The organism is Streptomyces sp. A01, from assembly GCF_059026195.1.
The window spans coordinates 72,571-87,997 of sequence record NZ_JBWLKN010000008.1 but is presented as its reverse complement, the minus strand read 5'-3'; the positions used below and the strand labels follow the sequence as shown (position 1 = coordinate 87,997).

Here is a 15,427-nt window from a genome sequence, read left to right as displayed (position 1 = left end):
AACACTTGTTAGGGAAGCTGGGAAGCTGTTTTCAGCGGAGCCGTTGTCAGGGCGCTGGCGCCAGGAGCGCTGGTGTCACCAGCGCGCGACCCGGTGAGGGGCGGAGCGGATGGACCTCGATGTCAGCGCGGAGGACGCGGAGTTCCGCGCCGAGGCGCGGCGCTGGCTCGCCGCCCACCTACCCGCCACGGCGCTGCCCTCGCTGGAGACCGCCGAGGGTTTCGCGGCGCACCGGGAGTGGGAGCGCGTCCTGTGGGACGGCCGATGGTCGGTGGTGTCCTGGCCCGAGGAGTTCGGCGGGCGCGGCGCGTCGCTGACGCGCTGGCTGATCTTCGAGGAGGAGTACTACGCGGCGGGCGCCCCCGGCCGGGTCAGCCAGAACGGCATCAGCCTCCTGGCCCCCACCCTCTTCTCGCACGGGACAGCCGCGCAGCGCACCCGGCTGCTGCCGGCGATGGCCAGCGGCGACGTCGTCTGGGCACAGGCGTGGTCCGAGCCGGAAGCGGGCTCCGACCTCGCCTCGCTGCGCTCCACCGCCACCCGGACAGGCGGCGGGTGGCTGCTGAACGGCCACAAGACCTGGTCGTCCCGGGCCGCGTTCGCCGACCGCGCCTTCGGTCTCTTCCGCGGCGCCCGCGCCGAGCGGCCGCACCAGGGCCTGACGTACGCGATGTTCGCGCTGGACGCGCCAGGGGTGACGGTGCGGCCGATCGGGCGCCTGGACGGCAAGCCCGCCTTCGCGGAGATCTTCCTCGATGACGTGTTCGTGCCCGACGCGGACGTCGTCGGCGAACCCGGCGAGGGGTGGCGGGTCGCGATGAGTGCGGCGGGCCACGAGCGCGGGCTGACGCTGCGCAGCCCCGGGCGCTTCAGCGCGGCCGCCCAGCGGTTGGCACGGTTGTGGCGGGCGCGGGCCGACCCGGCGGACGCGGCGCTGCGCGACCGCGTCGCCGACGTGCTGATCCGCGCCCGCGCCTACCAGCTGTCCGGTTACGCGGCCGCCGCGCGGGGCGCCGACGGCGGCCCCCGGGGGGCGGAGACGAGTGTGAACAAGGTCTTCTGGTCCGAGCTGGACATCGCCTTGCATGAGACGGCGCTGGATCTGCTCGGCCCGCTGGGCGAACTCTCCGACACGGCCGCCGAGGCTCCCGCGCACGGCAGCTGGTCGCAGGGCTATCTCTTCGCCCTCGCGGGACCGGTCTACGCGGGCACCAACGAGATCCAGCGGGACATCATCGCCGAGCGGCTGCTCGGCCTGCCGAGGGGGCGCCGGTGACGCGGTTCGCGCTGACCGGCGAGCAGACGGAGTTCGTCCGCACCGTGGACCGGCTGCTGACCGCCGCGGCGCCGCAACGGGCCGCACGGGCCTGGGCGAGCGGCGACCCCGCCGAGGGCAGGACGCTGTGGCGGCGGCTAGCTGAGACGGGCGTGTTCGCGCTGGCCGTGCCCGAGGCGCAGCGGGGAGTGGGACCGCTGCCGGTGGAGCTGGCGGCCGCCTACATCGAACTGGGCCGCCACGCGGTGCCAGGTCCCGTGGTGGAGACGGCCGCGGTGGCGGCGCTGCTCACCGCCCTGGCCGAGCACGGTGTGCCAGGCCCCGCCGACGCGTTCCTGCCGGGCATCGCCACGGGCACCATCACCGCGTCGCTTGTGCTGCCGGGTTCGGGACCGTACGCCCTCGACGCGGACACCTCGGATGTGACCTTCGTCGTCACCGGCCGGGCGGACGGCGCGGACACCGGCGACGGCGGCGCGGAGGGCTCGCCGACCGGTGACGGCGCATCGGCCACGCGGACCGCACCGGCCACGGCAGCGACCACCGAAGGCGTTCCGGACCGCACCGGCGACCCGCGTGGGCGGTGCGCCGGGCACGCGGTGTGGCGCGCGGGCGGGCACGGCCTCGTGCAGGCGTCGCTGGACCCCGCGCGGCGGCTGTCCCGGCCGGTGCCCGGCGGGCGGCCGCTGGCATGGGGCGCCGCCGTCGGGCCCGCGGCCGCGCGAGCCGGACGGTGGGCCACCCTGGCGACCGCGGCGCAGGCGCTGGGCGTGGGGCTGGCGCTGCTGGAGCGCACCGCCGAATACGCCAGGACGCGCACCCAGTTCGGCAGGCCGATCGGCTCCTTCCAAGCCGTGGCGCACCGGCTGGCCGACACTCTCGTCGGTCTGGAGTTCGCGCGTCCCCTGCTCTACGGGGCGGCTGTGGCCGTCGCTTCCGGCGCCGCGCACGCCGACGCCGAGGTGGCCGCCGCCAAGGCGATGGCCGGTGACGCCGCGTACGAGGCGGCGCGCACCGCGCTCCAGGTGCACGGCGCGACGGGGTACACCGCCGAGAACGACCTGTCGCTGTGGCTGACGAAGGCCCGCGCCCTCCGCACCGCCTGGGGCTCACCGGCCGCCTGCCGCGCCCGGGTCCTGGACGCTGACGCCCCACCGGATTCCCCGGATTCCCCCGACTCACCGGACCGCCCCCTCGCGTGGTGAAACACCCGGCGCCGTAAGGGAGTTGCTCCCCCGCCTGCCGTGTCCCGGCGCCGCATCCGGTCATCCGCGCATAGGCTGGCCCGGCACGGCGCGCCGCGCGGCGGCCCGAGGACCCGCGAGGGAGACGTCGATGGACCGGTCCAGGCCCACGCTGGAGAACGTGGCGCTGCACGCGGGCGTCTCGCGCGCCACGGTCTCCCGTGTCGTCAACGGCTCACCGCATGTCACCGATGACCGGCGTACGGCGGTCCTGCGGGCGATCCAGGAGCTCGGCTACGTCCCCAACCAGGCCGCCAGGAGCCTGGTCACGCAGCGCACGGACTCCTTCGCCCTGGTGCTGCCCGAGACGCCGGGGCGGGTCTTCTCCGACGACCGGTTCTTTCCCGCCATCGTGCGCGGGGTGGGCCAGGAACTCGAAGAGGCCGACAAGCAGCTCGTGTTGCTGATGGGCGGCTCGGCGGCCAGCCGGGACCGCATCGAGCGCTACGCGGTGTCCCGCCATGTGGACGGAGTGATCGTGGCCTCCGTGCACGGCGCCGACCCACTGCCCGGCAGGCTGGCACGGATGGGCCTGCCCCTGGTCAGCAACGAACGGCTGCTGGGCCCCGGCGCGGCGACCCTGCCCTATGTCGGCGTCGACAACGCCGGGGGCGCGGCGGCGGCCACCCGCCATCTGGCCGGGGCCGGGCGGGCCCGGATCGCCACGGTCGCCGGTCCTCCCGACATGGTCGCGGGGGTCGACCGGCTGGCGGGCTATCAGGCGGAACTGTCCGCCGCCCGGCTGCCGGCCACCGTCGCGACCGGGGACTTCACCCAGGAGTCCGGCGCCACGGCGATGCGGCGGCTGCTCCTGGAGGACCCCCGGCTGGACGCGGTGTTCGCCGCCTCCGACCTGATGGCCATCGGGGCGCTGCGCACCCTGCGCCTGGCGGGCAGGCGAGTGCCCGACGACGTCGCGGTGGTCGGCTTCGACGACATCGAGACCGCCCGGTTCACCGACCCGCCGCTGACGACCGTACGGCAGCCCATCACCGCACTCGGCCGCTGCCTCGCCGGGCAGTTGCTGCGCCTGGCCGCGGGCGAACGGGTCGCGCCGTCGGTCGTGCTGCCGACGGAACTCGTGATCAGGGAGTCGGGCTGACGGACCGCGCGGCGGGCCCGCTGGGCCCGAACGCGGATCTGACGCTCCGACCTGGCGTTCGCGTGGAGGCCGGCACGTCCCCCGCGGCCCGCGAGCCGTCACCGCCGCCGAGCACGCGCCGCATGACGGCCTCGGCCCACCCGCCGCTGCCCCGTCAGGCCGCGTGGCCGAGCACCACCGCGCGGAACTCCCGCTCGAAGCCGTCGTAGGCGGCCCGCAGCGCGCCGCCCGGCCAGTCGGCGGGCAGCAGGGGCTCCGGCAGGACGGGGTCGGACAGCAGGTGCCGCAGGATGGCCGCCGAGACGGTGAACCGCCGCGCCGGGTCGTCGGCCGCCGTCAGAGCTGACAGCAACCCGCGCGCACGCGCGGCCCAGTGGTCGAGGTCCCACAGGGTCGCCACGAGCCGGCCCGGCGCCCCCTCCGGGGTGCCGGTGAGCCAGGCGCACTGTTCGGCGGCGACGGGCGGGCGGGGCCGTACGAGGTTGGCGGGGCGCAGCCAGCTGCCCTCGCGGAGCTCGGCCAGCCGCAGGGTGCTCATCGCCTGCCGGAGGGCGGCGCGCTCGGCCGCCGGACGGCGGCGCTCGCCGGTGACGAGGGCGATCTCCCAGTCTCCCGCCCAGGGCCTGGTGCGCGGGGCGAGGCTGTCGTCCTGGCGCGCCTGCCGGGCCAGCAGGCGGGCGGACAGCCGGTAGGTGCCGTCGCTCTGCTCCAGGTCACCGGCGGCGACCATGCGGGTCAGCGCGACACGGACGGTGCCCTCGGCCGTGCCGAAGAGTTCACCGACGCGTACGAGGGCGCGGGCCGGGAGCTGGGCGGGGTGGTGGCCGAGCAGGGTGCTGAGCACGATCGAGCGGGCGGTCAGCGGCCGCGGCGTCAACGGCCCTGCGGCTGCCTCGGGTGTCTGGACTGCCTGGACTGCCCCAGCCGCTCTGACCGCCGTGCTCGCTCCTGAGGTCCTGGCTGTCTCAGTTGCCCCGGCTGTCCCAGCTGTCCCCGCTATCTCTGCCGCCTCCGCTGCCTCCGCCGCCTCGTGTACATTCCTGGCCGCGTTCGTGTCCCTGCCCGCGCCCGCTTCGCCGCCCATGCCTGTCTCCTGCCGTACACGTTCACCGGAGCCCACCCCCCACCGCATACGCGTACGTGCGTACGCGTGCACGCCACGCGCGTTCTCGCTGTCACACTCGCCGCTCTGCCCGTCGCTGTGCTCCATGGTGACGCCTTTGTCGTGGGGTCCGGAATCCAGGCGCCCCACCCCTGGCCATTACAGTTCACCATCACGCATCATAGATGTGTAAGGGTATCGGCTCGGCACGCCCGGAGGTCCTCGTGAGCCCCACGCATGACGTGTTCAACCAAGCCCCGCCGCTGACGGATTTCAGCACGGCCGACGACGCCGCGCTGCTGGAGTCCCTGCACCGCGAGGGCGGCGGCTGGGGGGAGCCCGAGCTGCGGGAGACCGGCGCCCGGGCGGGCTCGGCCGAGGTGCAGGAGTGGGCACGGCTGGCCGAGAAGAACCACCCCGTGCTGCGCACGCATGACCGGTACGGGCACCGTGTCGACGAGGTCGAGTTCCATCCGGCGTGGCACCAGCTGATGCGCGAGGCCGTCGCCAGTGGGCAGCACGCGGCGGCGTGGAACGAGCCACGGCCGGGGGCGCACCTGGTGCGGGCGGCGAAGTTCTACGCGTGGGCCCAGGCGGAGGCGGGGCACGGCTGCCCGATCTCCATGACGTACGCCGCCATTCCCGCGCTGCGCGCCGAGCCGGAGCTGGCCGCCGCCTACGAGCCCCTGCTCGCCTCCCGCACGTACGACTTCGGTCTGCGGCCGCCGCTCGGCAAGCAGGGTCTGATCGCGGGCATGTCGATGACCGAGAAGCAGGGCGGCTCCGATGTGCGGGCGAACACCACGAGCGCCGTTCCAGCGGGCGACGGCACCTATGTGATCACCGGTCACAAGTGGTTCACCTCGGCGCCGATGAGCGATGTCTTCCTGACGCTCGCACAGGCACCCGAGGGGCTGACCTGCTTTCTGCTGCCGCGTGTCCTCCCCGACGGCAGCCGTAACGCGCTGCGCCTGCAGCGGCTCAAGGACAAGCTGGGGAACCGGTCGAACGCGTCAGCCGAGATCGAGTACGAGCAGGCCGTGGGCTGGCCGGTGGGTGAGCCGGGGCGCGGGGTGCGCACCATCGTGGAGATGGTCAACATGACCCGGCTCGACTGCGTCATCGGCTCGGCGGCGGGCATGCGGGCCGGACTGCGCCAGGCGCTGCACCACACGGCGCACCGCCGCGCGTTCGGCGCCGACCTGATCGATCAGCCGCTGATGCGGCATGTGCTGGCGGACCTGGCGGTGGAGTCCGAGGCGGCGACGGTGCTGGCGATGCGGCTGGCCGCGTCGCTGGACCGGGCGCTGGCCGGTGACGCGGCGGAGGCGTCGCTGCGGCGGCTGGGGCTCGCGGTGAGCAAGTACTGGGTGTGCAAGCGCGGCAGCACGCACGCGGCCGAGGCGCTGGAGTGCCTGGGCGGCAACGGCTACGTCGAGGAGTCCGGCATGCCCAGGCTCTACCGCGAGGCACCGCTGCTGTCCATCTGGGAGGGCTCGGGGAACGTGGCCGCCCTCGATGTGCTGCGGGCGCTGGCGAAGGACCCCGGCGCCGCGGACGCGTTCCTCGCCGAGGTGGACGCCGCCGCGGGCGCCGACGCCCGCCTCGACGCGGCGGTCGCCCGGGTCCGCGACCTGCTCCGCCAGCTCACCGATCCGCAGCGGGCCCAGGTGCTCGCCCGTCGGCTCGCCGAGCAGCTGACGCTGGTGCTCCAGGGCAGCCTGCTCGTCCGGTACGGCCATCCGGCGGTCGCTGACGCGTTCTGCGCTTCGCGGCTCGGTGGGGACTGGGGGCACGCCTTCGGCACCCTGCCGCCCGGCACGGACACCCGGTCGATCGTCGAACGCGCGCACGCCAAGGAATCCCGGTGACCAGCCCCGTCCGTACCGAACATGCCGGCGACGTCAGCACGGTGATCCTCGCCCGCCCGCACGCCCGCAACGCGGTCGACGGGCCGACGGCGACGGCACTGGCCGACGCGTTCCGGGCCTTCGAGGCGGACGAGCGGGCGCGCGTCGCCGTGTTGTGGGGAGAGGGCGGAACGTTCTGCGCCGGGGCCGATCTCAAGGCGATCGGCACCGAGCGAGGCAACCGTGCCACCGAGGACGGCGACGGCCCGATGGGGCCCACCCGGCTGCGGCTGTCGAAGCCGGTGATCGCCGCCGTCAGCGGCCACGCCGTCGCGGGCGGTCTTGAGCTGGCCCTCTGGTGTGACCTGCGGGTCGCCGAGGAGGACGCGGTCTTCGGTGTCTTCTGCCGCCGCTGGGGCGTTCCCTTGATCGACGGCGGTACGGTGCGGCTGCCCCGGCTGATCGGCGCGAGCCGTGCCATGGACCTGGTGCTCACGGGGCGCCCGGTTCCGGCACCGGAGGCGTACGGCATGGGCCTGGTCAACCGGCTGGTGCCCACCGGGCAGGCGCGGGCCGCGGCGGAGGAACTCGCCGCTGGGATCGCCCGCTTCCCGCAGACCTGCCTGCGCGGCGACCGGGCCGCTCTCCTGGAGCAGGAGGGGATGCCGGAGGAGGCCGCCATGGCCAACGAGCTCCGGCACGGCCGGGCGGCGTTGGGTGAGGCGATGAGCGGCGCCGCCCGCTTCGCGGCGGGAGCGGGACGCCACGGGGACTTCGAGGACCTGGCCGAGGGCCGGTCCCGCGACCGGCCAGGAGACCAGCCTGGAGCCCCGGCCGCAGACCGGCTTCGAGGCCCGTCCGAAGGCCCGTCCCGGGACCAGTCCGAAGACCGGTGAGAGCCACCGGCCTGACCGGCGCCTCCTCAAGCCCATAGGGAGCCGACTGCGCGTCGTGCGCGGGTGGTGGGGACTGCCTCGCCCGCCGACCGGTACGGCGCGGCGGCTATCCCCCCGCCCGGTCACGGCCCCCCGGCCCCGCGGCGGTCGGCCCCCGGAGCCGCCCGCCGCGCGGGCCCCCGGAGCCGCGCCGGGTCCTCCCCGGCTCCCGTGAGCCGTCGCACGGGTGCCGGCTCGTGGCGGCAAACCCACGGCGTACGGTTTTCAGCCCATCGGAGGAATCCGCTGCCGCCTCTGTGGCTCCCCGCCACCAGGGGCGCACAGCATGGCGGCGTGAACCGATGGCACTGGGCAGCCCGTTCAGGGGTAGGGATCGCGGCCGTCGTCCTGGCTTCGGCGGGGGCCACGGCCTCGGCGGGTGACGGGGGTGACGGCAGCTCCGTCACCGTTGGCGGCACGCGGGTCGAGGCCGGTGACGGCTCCGCGCGGATGGAGGGACCCGGGTCGGCGCGGCCGGGACGGCCCGGGCCGGGAGTCCCCCGCGTGGAGGTGAGCGCGTCCGCCGGTGACGCGTCCGCCTCGGTGGCGGTCGGCCCGTGCGGGGTGTGCGTCAGCGCGTCGGCGGGCGGCACCACGGCCGTGGTCCAGCTCGGATCGTGTCCCACGCCCACCCCGCCACGGCCGACTCCCCCGGAGCCGAGCCCACCGGAGCCGAGCCCGCCCACCCCGCGACCGCCCACCGCGCCGCCGGTCACCCCGAAGCCGCCCCCGCGGCCCGCTCCGCCGACCGTACGGCCCCCGACGCCGCCGCCCGCGCGGCAGACGCCACCCGTCGCCGCCCGGCCCGCGCCACCCCGCACGCCGACGCAGGCGCCCTCCGCGCCCCCGCCCGAGCCCGAGCCTTCGACGTCCGAGGCCCCGCAGCCCGCACCTCCCAAGCCCGAGCCTTCCCAGTCGAAGCGACCGAAGGAGATCGAGCTGCGCGCCTACCACAAGCCGTCGCGGCAGCAACCGGAGCGCGGAGCCTCCGTCGTGACGCTCACCCTGCTCCTCACGGTGCCCGCGGTGCTCGCCGCTGCCGCCATGCGGGCCCGCTCCGCCACCCGCGGCCGCCGTCGTTAGACCGGCCACCGGACCAGCCGGCGAGCCGCCGCCCGTGCCAGCCGCGCGGGCGGCGCTCCACGGTTCAGCCCCCCGCTCCAGCTCTCCGCCGACGTGTCGCGCGTCGGCGTCCGGAGGTCTCCCATGTCCGAATGGTTCGTCCTGTCCCTCGCGATGGCCGCGGCCTGCGCGGTCGTCCTCGTCATCGTCCTCCTCAACCAGCGCCGCATCGGCGAGGACGACGACCCGTCCGAGACGCCGGACGTCATCGAGTACATGGCGATGATGATCGGTGTGGTGTACGCCATCGTGCTGGGCCTGGCCATCGCCGGGGTCTGGGAGGGCAGGGGCGCGGCCGGTGACACCGTACGGCTTGAGGCGCAGGCGCTGCACGAGGTGAGCGAACGGGCCCACGTGTATCCGGCGCCGGTGCGGGACCGTATCCGCGCGGACGTCGACGCGTACGTGACGTATGTGGTGGACGAGGAGTTCCCCCGGATGATCGACAAGGGTGAACTCTCCGAGCGCGGTGACGCGTTGCTGCGGAAGCTGCGCCATGACGTGGCGGGGTACGAGCCGCGCGGCGAACTCGCCGCGCAGACCTACCAGCCGCTGGTCGACCAGGTCGCCGCCGCCGATGACGCGCGGGGAGCCAGGGAGCAGAGCGCGGGCGCGACGCTGCCGGGGGTGGTGTGGTTCGGCCTGGTCGGCGGGGCGATGGTGACCGTGGGACTGATCTTCACCTTGCAGATCCGCCGCTCGCCACGGGAGTTGTCCCTGGCCGGGCTGTTCAGTGCGCTGATCGCCTTCCTGCTGTTCCTGGTCTGGCACTTCGACGCCCCGTTCGGCAGGTCGGCCGCCGAGGCGGCGGCCCCGTTCACCGACCTGTTTCCCAGCTGACCGGCAGGCTCTTGAGCCCGTTCTGGAAGTTGGAGGTCAGCCGCACGGCCGCACCCGACCGGCGCAGACCGGGCAGCCGGTCGAGGGTCTGCCGCAGCATGGTCCGCAGCTGCACGCGGCCGAGGTGGGCGCCGAGGCAGAAGTGCGGGCCGTACCCGAAGCTGACGTGGTCGTTGGGCGTGCGGGTGATGTCGAAGCGGTCCGGGTCGTCGAAGACGGTCTCGTCGCGGTTGGCCGACGCGTGGTAGACAACGACCTTCTCGCCGCGCCTGACGCGCGCTCCGCCGAGTTCGACGTCCCTGGTCGCTGTGCGGCGGAAGTCGATGACCGGCGGCCAGAACCGCAGGATCTCCTCGATGGCCGTGCCGGTCAGTTCGGGCCGCCGTCGCAGGAGTTCCAGCTGGCCGGGGTGGTCCAGAAGAGTGAGCAGGCCGCCGGGGAGGCCGTTGCGGAGCGTCTCGTTCCCGGCGACGGCGAACAGGAAGAACATGTTCTCGAACTCCGCCCGGGTCAGGCCGCCCTCCCGCATCCGCGCCATGACGCTGCCTGGCCGTGGCCGCTCGGCGAGCGCGTGCGCGTAGTGGAACATGTCGGCCAGGGCCTCCCGGGAGCGTGGGTTGAGCGGGCGGCCGTCGGGCCGGGTCATGGAGGCGGGCCGGTGGGCGAGGGCGGCGCGGCCCATGGCGCTGAGCCCGGCCGGATCGGCGGTGCGTGACTGGGCGTAGTCGGCGTCCTGGTAGCCGATCACCCGGCTGGCCCAGTCGAACAGCAGCCGCCTGTCCTGCTCCGGGACGCCCATGACATGGGCGAGGGTCCACACCGGCAGGTCCGCGGCGAGCTCGACGTAGTCGGCCTCGCCCTGGTCCACGACGGAGTCGAGCAGTCCGGCCGCCCGGGCCTCGATGACGCCCTCCAGCTCGCGGACGGCGCGCGGGGTGAGGGCGGCGGCGACGATACGGCGCAGCCGGGAGTGGTCGGGCGGGTCCTGGTTGAGCATCATCGCCCGGACGAACTCCAGGTCGGTGGGCGTGTCGGGGTCGCGGATCTGGGTGGCGCCCAGGTGCGAGGAGAAGACCTCGGGGGTGCGCAGCACATGTTTGACGTCGGCGTGCCGGAACACCGCCCAGTAGCCGGGCCCGGCGGGCCAGGGGCCGACGGCGGGCTCCTCGGCCCAGCACACCGGGTGCGCCGCGCGTGCCTGGCGGAACAGCGGGTAGGGCACCCCCTCGGCATACGTGCCGGGGTGGAAGACCGCGGACGCCACGAGAGGTTTCACGTCCGCGACCGTACGATGAGCTGTGGTGGCTGCGTCAAGGGGTAGTCAAGAGGCGGGCGCTCTTGAGTGTGGGCCACCACGGTGGCTATAGGTGGTGCGGGGCACCGTGCCCCCACCGGGCCGGATGAGCATGACCCGGCGGACGGGAGGCTGGATATGCCCGAACAGCTGCGGCCGTCGCGTGCGCGGACGGTCACCGAAGCCGAAGTGGATGTCCTGGTACGGGGCATCTGTTTCAAGACAGGCCCGCCGAGCAAGCTCGGTGTCGAGCTCGAATGGCTTGTGCACGACCTTCACGACCCCGTCCGGCCCGTACATCCCTCGCGGCTCACCGCCGCCACGGACGGCCTAAGGACTCTCCCGCTGCGTTCCGCCCTCACCTTCGAACCGGGCGGGCAGCTCGAACTCAGCTCCCTCCCAGCGTCCTCCCTCACCGCCTGTGTGCGGGAGATGGCCGAGGACCTGGCCGCCGTCAGAGCGGCACTGACTCCCCTGGGCCTCGGCCTCGCCGGTCACGGCGTCGATCCGTGGCGGCCGCCCCGCAGACTGCTCACCCAGGCCCGCTACGGCGCGATGGAGCGCTACTTCGACCGCTGGGGCCCGGCGGGCCGCACCATGATGTGCCGTACCGCCTCCGTGCAGGTCTGCCTCGACGCGGGGCATGAGGAGCCGGGGCCGCTGGGTTTCGGGCGGCGGTGGCGGCTGGCGCATCTGCTGGGCGCGGTGCTCGTCGCCGCTTTCGCCAATTCGCCACTGGACCAGGGCAGACCGACCGGATGGCGCTCCACCAGGCAGGCCGCGTGGACGATGCTCGACCCCGGCCGCACGCAGGCCCCCGCCGACGGCCCCGACCCGCGGGCCGCGTGGGCCGCGTATGTGCTGGACGCGCCCGTGATGTGCGTACGGAACGAGGACCACGGGACCAGCGAGGAGGACGCCGGGCCGTGGACGGTGCCCGAGCGGCTCAGCCTCCGGAGCTGGGTCGCCGGCGGCCTGCCGAGACCCCCGAGCGCCGACGACGTGGCCTACCACATCTCGACCCTGTTTCCGCCGGTCCGCCCGCGCGGGCATCTGGAACTGCGCATGATCGACGCTCAGCCGGGTGCTGACGGCTGGGTCGTCCCGCTCGCGGTGACCGCCGCCCTCTTCGACGACCAGGAGGCCGCCGAGTCCGTGTACCGCGTGGTCAAGCCGCTCGCCGACATGGCGGGCCCCGGGCCCGCGCCACGCAATCCGCTGTGGCGGCGCGCGGCGCGCGACGCCCTGACCGACCCGGAACTGCGCGCGGCGGCCGGTGCCTGCTTCGCCATCGCCCGGGAGGCGCTGCCCCGGCTCCGCGCACCGGGCGCGGTCCAGGCCGCCGTCGCCGCCTTCGCCGAGCGCTATGTCGCGCGGGGCAGATGTCCCGCTGACGATCTGCTCGACTCCGTACACGGGAAGGACAGCCGCCCATGACCGCCGCACCCCAACGGACCGGCCCCGGCCCCGCCGTCGGCACAGGCCCGGCGGACGACCTCGGCTCGGAAGCGCTTCGGGCCCGCGCGCTGGGCGCCCTCCGCCGCGCCCGGCTGCGCACCGCCCACCTCACCGGTTGCGTGGACGACGGTGAGCTGACCGCCCAGCACTCCCCCCTGATGTCGCCCCTGGTGTGGGATCTGGCGCATATCGGCAACCAGGAGGAGCAGTGGCTGCTGCGTACCGTCGCAGGGCAGGAGGCGCTGCGGCCTGAGATCGACACCGTCTACGACGCGTTCGAGCATCCGCGCGCCGCACGCCCCACGCTGCCGCTGCTGCCGCCCGCCGAGGCGCGCGGCTACACCGCCGATGTGCGTGGCCGGGTGCTCGACGTGCTGGAGAGCAGCCCGCTGCGCGGCGGTCCGCTGCTGGACGCCGCGTTCGCCTTCGGGATGATCGCCCAGCACGAGCAGCAGCACGACGAGACGATGCTGATCACGCATCAGCTGCGCCGGGGGACCACCGTGCTCACCGCCCCCGAGCCTCCCGCCGCACCGGCCGACGCCGTCCGGCTGCCCGCCGAGGTGCTGGTAGCCGGGGGTGAGTTCACGATGGGGACCTCGGCCGAGCCGTGGGCGCTGGACAACGAGCGCCCCGCGCACAGCAGGACGCTGCCCGCGTTCCACATCGACACGGTGCCGGTGAGCAACGGCGCGTATCTGCGGTTCATGGAGGACGGCGGCTACGCGCGGCAGCGCTGGTGGCGCCCCGAGGGGTGGGCGCTGGTGCGCGAACACGGCCTGACCTCTCCCCTGTTCTGGCGGCGGGAGGGCGGTGCCTGGCTGCGGCGGCGGTTCGGCTCCGTCGAGGACGTACCGCCCGATGAGCCGGTGCTGCATGTGAGCTGGTACGAGGCCGACGCGTACGCCCGCTGGGCGGGGCGGCGGCTGCCCACCGAGGCGGAGTGGGAGAAGGCCGCACGCCACGACCCGGCGACCGGGCGTTCCCGCCGCTACCCGTGGGGAGACGCCGACCCCACCCCCGGGCACGCCAACCTCGGCCAGCGGCATCTGCGTCCCGCGCCCGTCGGCGGCTACCCGCTGGGCGCCTCACCGCTCGGGGTGCGGCAGCTGATCGGGGACGTGTGGGAGTGGACGGCCGACGACTTCCTGCCGTACCCGGGGTTCGCCGCCTTCCCCTACCGCGAGTACTCGGAAGTCTTCTTCGGCGGTGCCCACAAGGTGCTGCGCGGCGGTTCCTTCGCCGTCGATCCGGTGGCCTGCCGGGGCACGTTCCGCAACTGGGACCTGCCGGTGCGTCGCCAGATCTTCTCCGGATTCCGCACGGCCCGCGACGCGCACCCGGACGAGCGGTGAGGGCGGCTGCCGGGGCCGGGCGCCCGGCCCGCCGTCCGGCCGCGGGGAGGCGGCGCTGATGTGCAGGCACCTCGCGTATGTCGGGGACGCGGTGAACCTCGGCGCCGTTCTCACCCATCCACCGCACTCGCTGCTGCGCCAGTCCTGGGCACCGCGCCGCCAGCGGCACGGGACGGTCAACGCCGACGGGTTCGGCGTCGGCTGGTACACGGCCGACGACCCACGGCCCGCCCGCTACCGGCGGGCCGGGCCCATCTGGGCCGACGAGTCGTTCGCCGACCTGGCCCGGGTGATCCGCTCCGGGTCGTTCCTCGCCGCCGTACGCGACGCCACCGAGAGCGGCGCCGACGGTGAGGCGGCCGCCGCCCCGTTCACCTCGGAGCGGTGGCTGTTCAGCCACAACGGCGCGGTCCAGGGGTGGCCCCGCACGATGGCCGGCCTGGTGCGCACGCTGCCCGCCGACGCCCTGCTGAGCATGGAGGCACGCTGTGACGCGGCGTTCCTCTGGGCGCTGGCGCTGCGCCGGCTGTGCGGCGGCGCCACCGTGGGCCAGGCGCTCGCCGGGACCGTGACGGCGGTGGACGCCACCGCTCCCGGTTCCCGGCTCAATCTGCTGCTCACCGACGGGGTGACGATCGCCGCCACCGCCTGGGGCGACAGCCTGTGGTATCTCGCCGACCAGGAGGCGCGGGCGGTCGTCGTGGCCTCCGAGCCGTACGACGACGACCCGCGCTGGGCCGAGGTGCCCGACCGCACGCTGCTGACCGCCACCCGGTCCGGCGCCGATCTCACCGCACTCGGCCCCACCGCGCCGCTACCCCGTTCTTTCCAGCAGTTCCACCCGCTCAAGGAGTCCTCCGCGTGAGCCCGTTCGCCCTGACCCGCACGCTCCCCGCCAACGCGACAGCGGCCGCTCTGCGCACCGACGTGTCCGCCGGGCTGACCGCCGAGCCCAAGTGGCTGCCGCCCAAGTGGTTCTACGACGCGCGCGGCAGCGAGCTGTTCGAAGAGATCACCCGGCTTCCCGAGTACTACCCGACCCGTGCCGAGCGCGAGATCCTGACCGAGCGGGCGCCTGACATCGCCGCGGCGGCCGGTGCTCTGACCCTGGTGGAGCTGGGCTCCGGCTCCTCGGAGAAGACCCGGCTGCTGCTCGACGCGCTGCCGCGGCTGCGGGCCTATGTGCCGGTGGACGTCAGCGAGAGCGCCCTCTCCCTCGCCGGGCACGCCCTGCTCGGCGAGCGTCCGGGGCTGGCGGTGCACGCCCTCGTCGCCGACTTCCAGCAGCGGCTGGAGCTGCCCCGTACGCCGGGCCCCCGGCTGCTGGTCTTCCTCGGCGGCACCATCGGCAACCTGCTGCCGGATGAGCGTGCGCACTTCCTCGCCTCGGTGCGTTCGCTGCTCGGACCGGGGGACGCGCTGCTGCTCGGCACCGACCTGGTCAAGGAGGAGAAGGTGCTGCTCGCCGCGTACGACGACGCGGCGGGTGTCACGGCCGAGTTCAACAAAAACGTTTTGTCGGTGGTGAACCGCGAACTCGGCGCCGACTTCGACCCGGCGGACTTCGAGCACGTCGCCCGGTGGGACGCGGAACACGAGTGGATCGAGATGCGGTTGCGGGCCACGGCCCCTGTGACCGCCAAGATTCCCGCCCTCGATCTCGCGGTGACCTTCGAGGCGGGCGAGGAGATGCGCACCGAGGTCTCCGCCAAGTTCCGGCGGGAGGGAGTGGCCGCCGAACTCTCCGCGGCCGGGCTCGGGCTGCGCCACTGGTGGACGGACGGCGCGGGCCGGTTCGCGCTCTCGCTGTCCACGCCCGAGAGCCCGGCCGCGCCGTCCTGACCCGTCA

General features: G+C 74.6%; 13 protein-coding genes. 11 read left to right on the top strand and 2 right to left on the bottom strand.

The annotated features are described in order from the left end of the window. The first annotated feature begins 109 nt into the window (after positions 1-109). The 3 genes from AC5P1B_RS12995 (at position 110) to AC5P1B_RS12985 (ending at position 3,622) form a co-directional block, all read left to right on the top strand. On the top strand, positions 110-1,276 hold the full coding sequence (locus AC5P1B_RS12995) for an acyl-CoA dehydrogenase family protein (protein ID WP_493887111.1): 1,167 nt from the start codon (positions 110-112) through the stop codon (positions 1,274-1,276). Next, positions 1,273-2,481: an acyl-CoA dehydrogenase family protein gene (locus AC5P1B_RS12990; protein ID WP_493887109.1), complete on the top strand. Its 1,209-nt coding sequence runs from the start codon at positions 1,273-1,275 to the stop codon at positions 2,479-2,481. Before AC5P1B_RS12995 ends, AC5P1B_RS12990 begins: the two co-directional genes overlap by 4 nt. Positions 2,482-2,611: 130 nt before the next feature. Next, entirely contained in the window at positions 2,612-3,622 is a 1,011-nt protein-coding gene (locus tag AC5P1B_RS12985; RefSeq protein ID WP_493887107.1) for a LacI family DNA-binding transcriptional regulator, read from the top strand. Between the two features lie 154 nt (positions 3,623-3,776). On the opposite strand, the gene AC5P1B_RS12980 is transcribed toward AC5P1B_RS12985, so the two are convergent. Further along, on the bottom strand, positions 3,777-4,499 hold the full coding sequence (locus AC5P1B_RS12980; protein ID WP_493887350.1) for a PaaX family transcriptional regulator C-terminal domain-containing protein: 723 nt from the start codon (positions 4,497-4,499) through the stop codon (positions 3,777-3,779). 449 nt (positions 4,500-4,948) lie between these two features. On the opposite strand from AC5P1B_RS12980, the gene AC5P1B_RS12975 reads away from it, so the two are divergent. The 4 genes from AC5P1B_RS12975 (at position 4,949) to AC5P1B_RS12960 (ending at position 9,471) form a co-directional block, all read left to right on the top strand. Then, positions 4,949-6,595 (top strand): acyl-CoA dehydrogenase family protein, encoded by a 1,647-nt coding sequence (locus AC5P1B_RS12975; RefSeq protein ID WP_493887106.1) that lies wholly within the window; start codon positions 4,949-4,951, stop codon positions 6,593-6,595. After that, on the top strand, positions 6,592-7,470 hold the full coding sequence (locus AC5P1B_RS12970; protein ID WP_493887104.1) for a crotonase/enoyl-CoA hydratase family protein: 879 nt from the start codon (positions 6,592-6,594) through the stop codon (positions 7,468-7,470). The genes AC5P1B_RS12975 and AC5P1B_RS12970 overlap by 4 nt, the downstream gene beginning before the upstream one ends. Before the next feature lie 333 nt (positions 7,471-7,803). Continuing rightward, positions 7,804-8,592, top strand: a complete 789-nt coding sequence (locus AC5P1B_RS12965; protein ID WP_493887103.1) for a hypothetical protein — start codon at positions 7,804-7,806, stop codon at positions 8,590-8,592. 123 nt (positions 8,593-8,715) lie between these two features. Continuing rightward, the gene (locus AC5P1B_RS12960) at positions 8,716-9,471 is read left to right on the top strand and encodes a bestrophin-like domain (protein WP_493887102.1); all 756 of its coding nucleotides are present in this window, start codon (positions 8,716-8,718) and stop codon (positions 9,469-9,471) included. On the opposite strand, the gene AC5P1B_RS12955 is transcribed toward AC5P1B_RS12960, so the two are convergent. Beyond that, positions 9,449-10,747: a cytochrome P450 gene (locus tag AC5P1B_RS12955; RefSeq protein ID WP_493887100.1), complete on the bottom strand. Its 1,299-nt coding sequence runs from the start codon at positions 10,745-10,747 to the stop codon at positions 9,449-9,451. The genes AC5P1B_RS12960 and AC5P1B_RS12955 overlap by 23 nt on opposite strands. A gap of 156 nt (positions 10,748-10,903) precedes the next feature. Here AC5P1B_RS12955 and egtA point away from each other — a divergent pair, with 156 nt between their 5' ends. From egtA to egtD, 4 genes are read left to right on the top strand one after another with little or no spacing between them, the layout of a single operon-like run. After that, a complete protein-coding gene (gene egtA / locus AC5P1B_RS12950) occupies positions 10,904-12,202 on the top strand; it encodes an ergothioneine biosynthesis glutamate--cysteine ligase EgtA (RefSeq protein ID WP_493887098.1) in 1,299 nt (432 codons plus the stop codon). Beyond that, positions 12,199-13,578 (top strand): ergothioneine biosynthesis protein EgtB, encoded by a 1,380-nt coding sequence (egtB, locus tag AC5P1B_RS12945; protein WP_493887097.1) that lies wholly within the window; start codon positions 12,199-12,201, stop codon positions 13,576-13,578. Before egtA ends, egtB begins: the two co-directional genes overlap by 4 nt. Before the next feature lie 58 nt (positions 13,579-13,636). Then, the gene (egtC, locus tag AC5P1B_RS12940) at positions 13,637-14,443 is read left to right on the top strand and encodes an ergothioneine biosynthesis protein EgtC (RefSeq protein WP_493887096.1); all 807 of its coding nucleotides are present in this window, start codon (positions 13,637-13,639) and stop codon (positions 14,441-14,443) included. Continuing rightward, positions 14,440-15,420, top strand: coding sequence for an L-histidine N(alpha)-methyltransferase (gene egtD / locus AC5P1B_RS12935; protein ID WP_493887095.1), 981 nt, complete (start codon positions 14,440-14,442; stop codon positions 15,418-15,420). Before egtC ends, egtD begins: the two co-directional genes overlap by 4 nt. Positions 15,421-15,427: the final 7 nt, after the last annotated feature.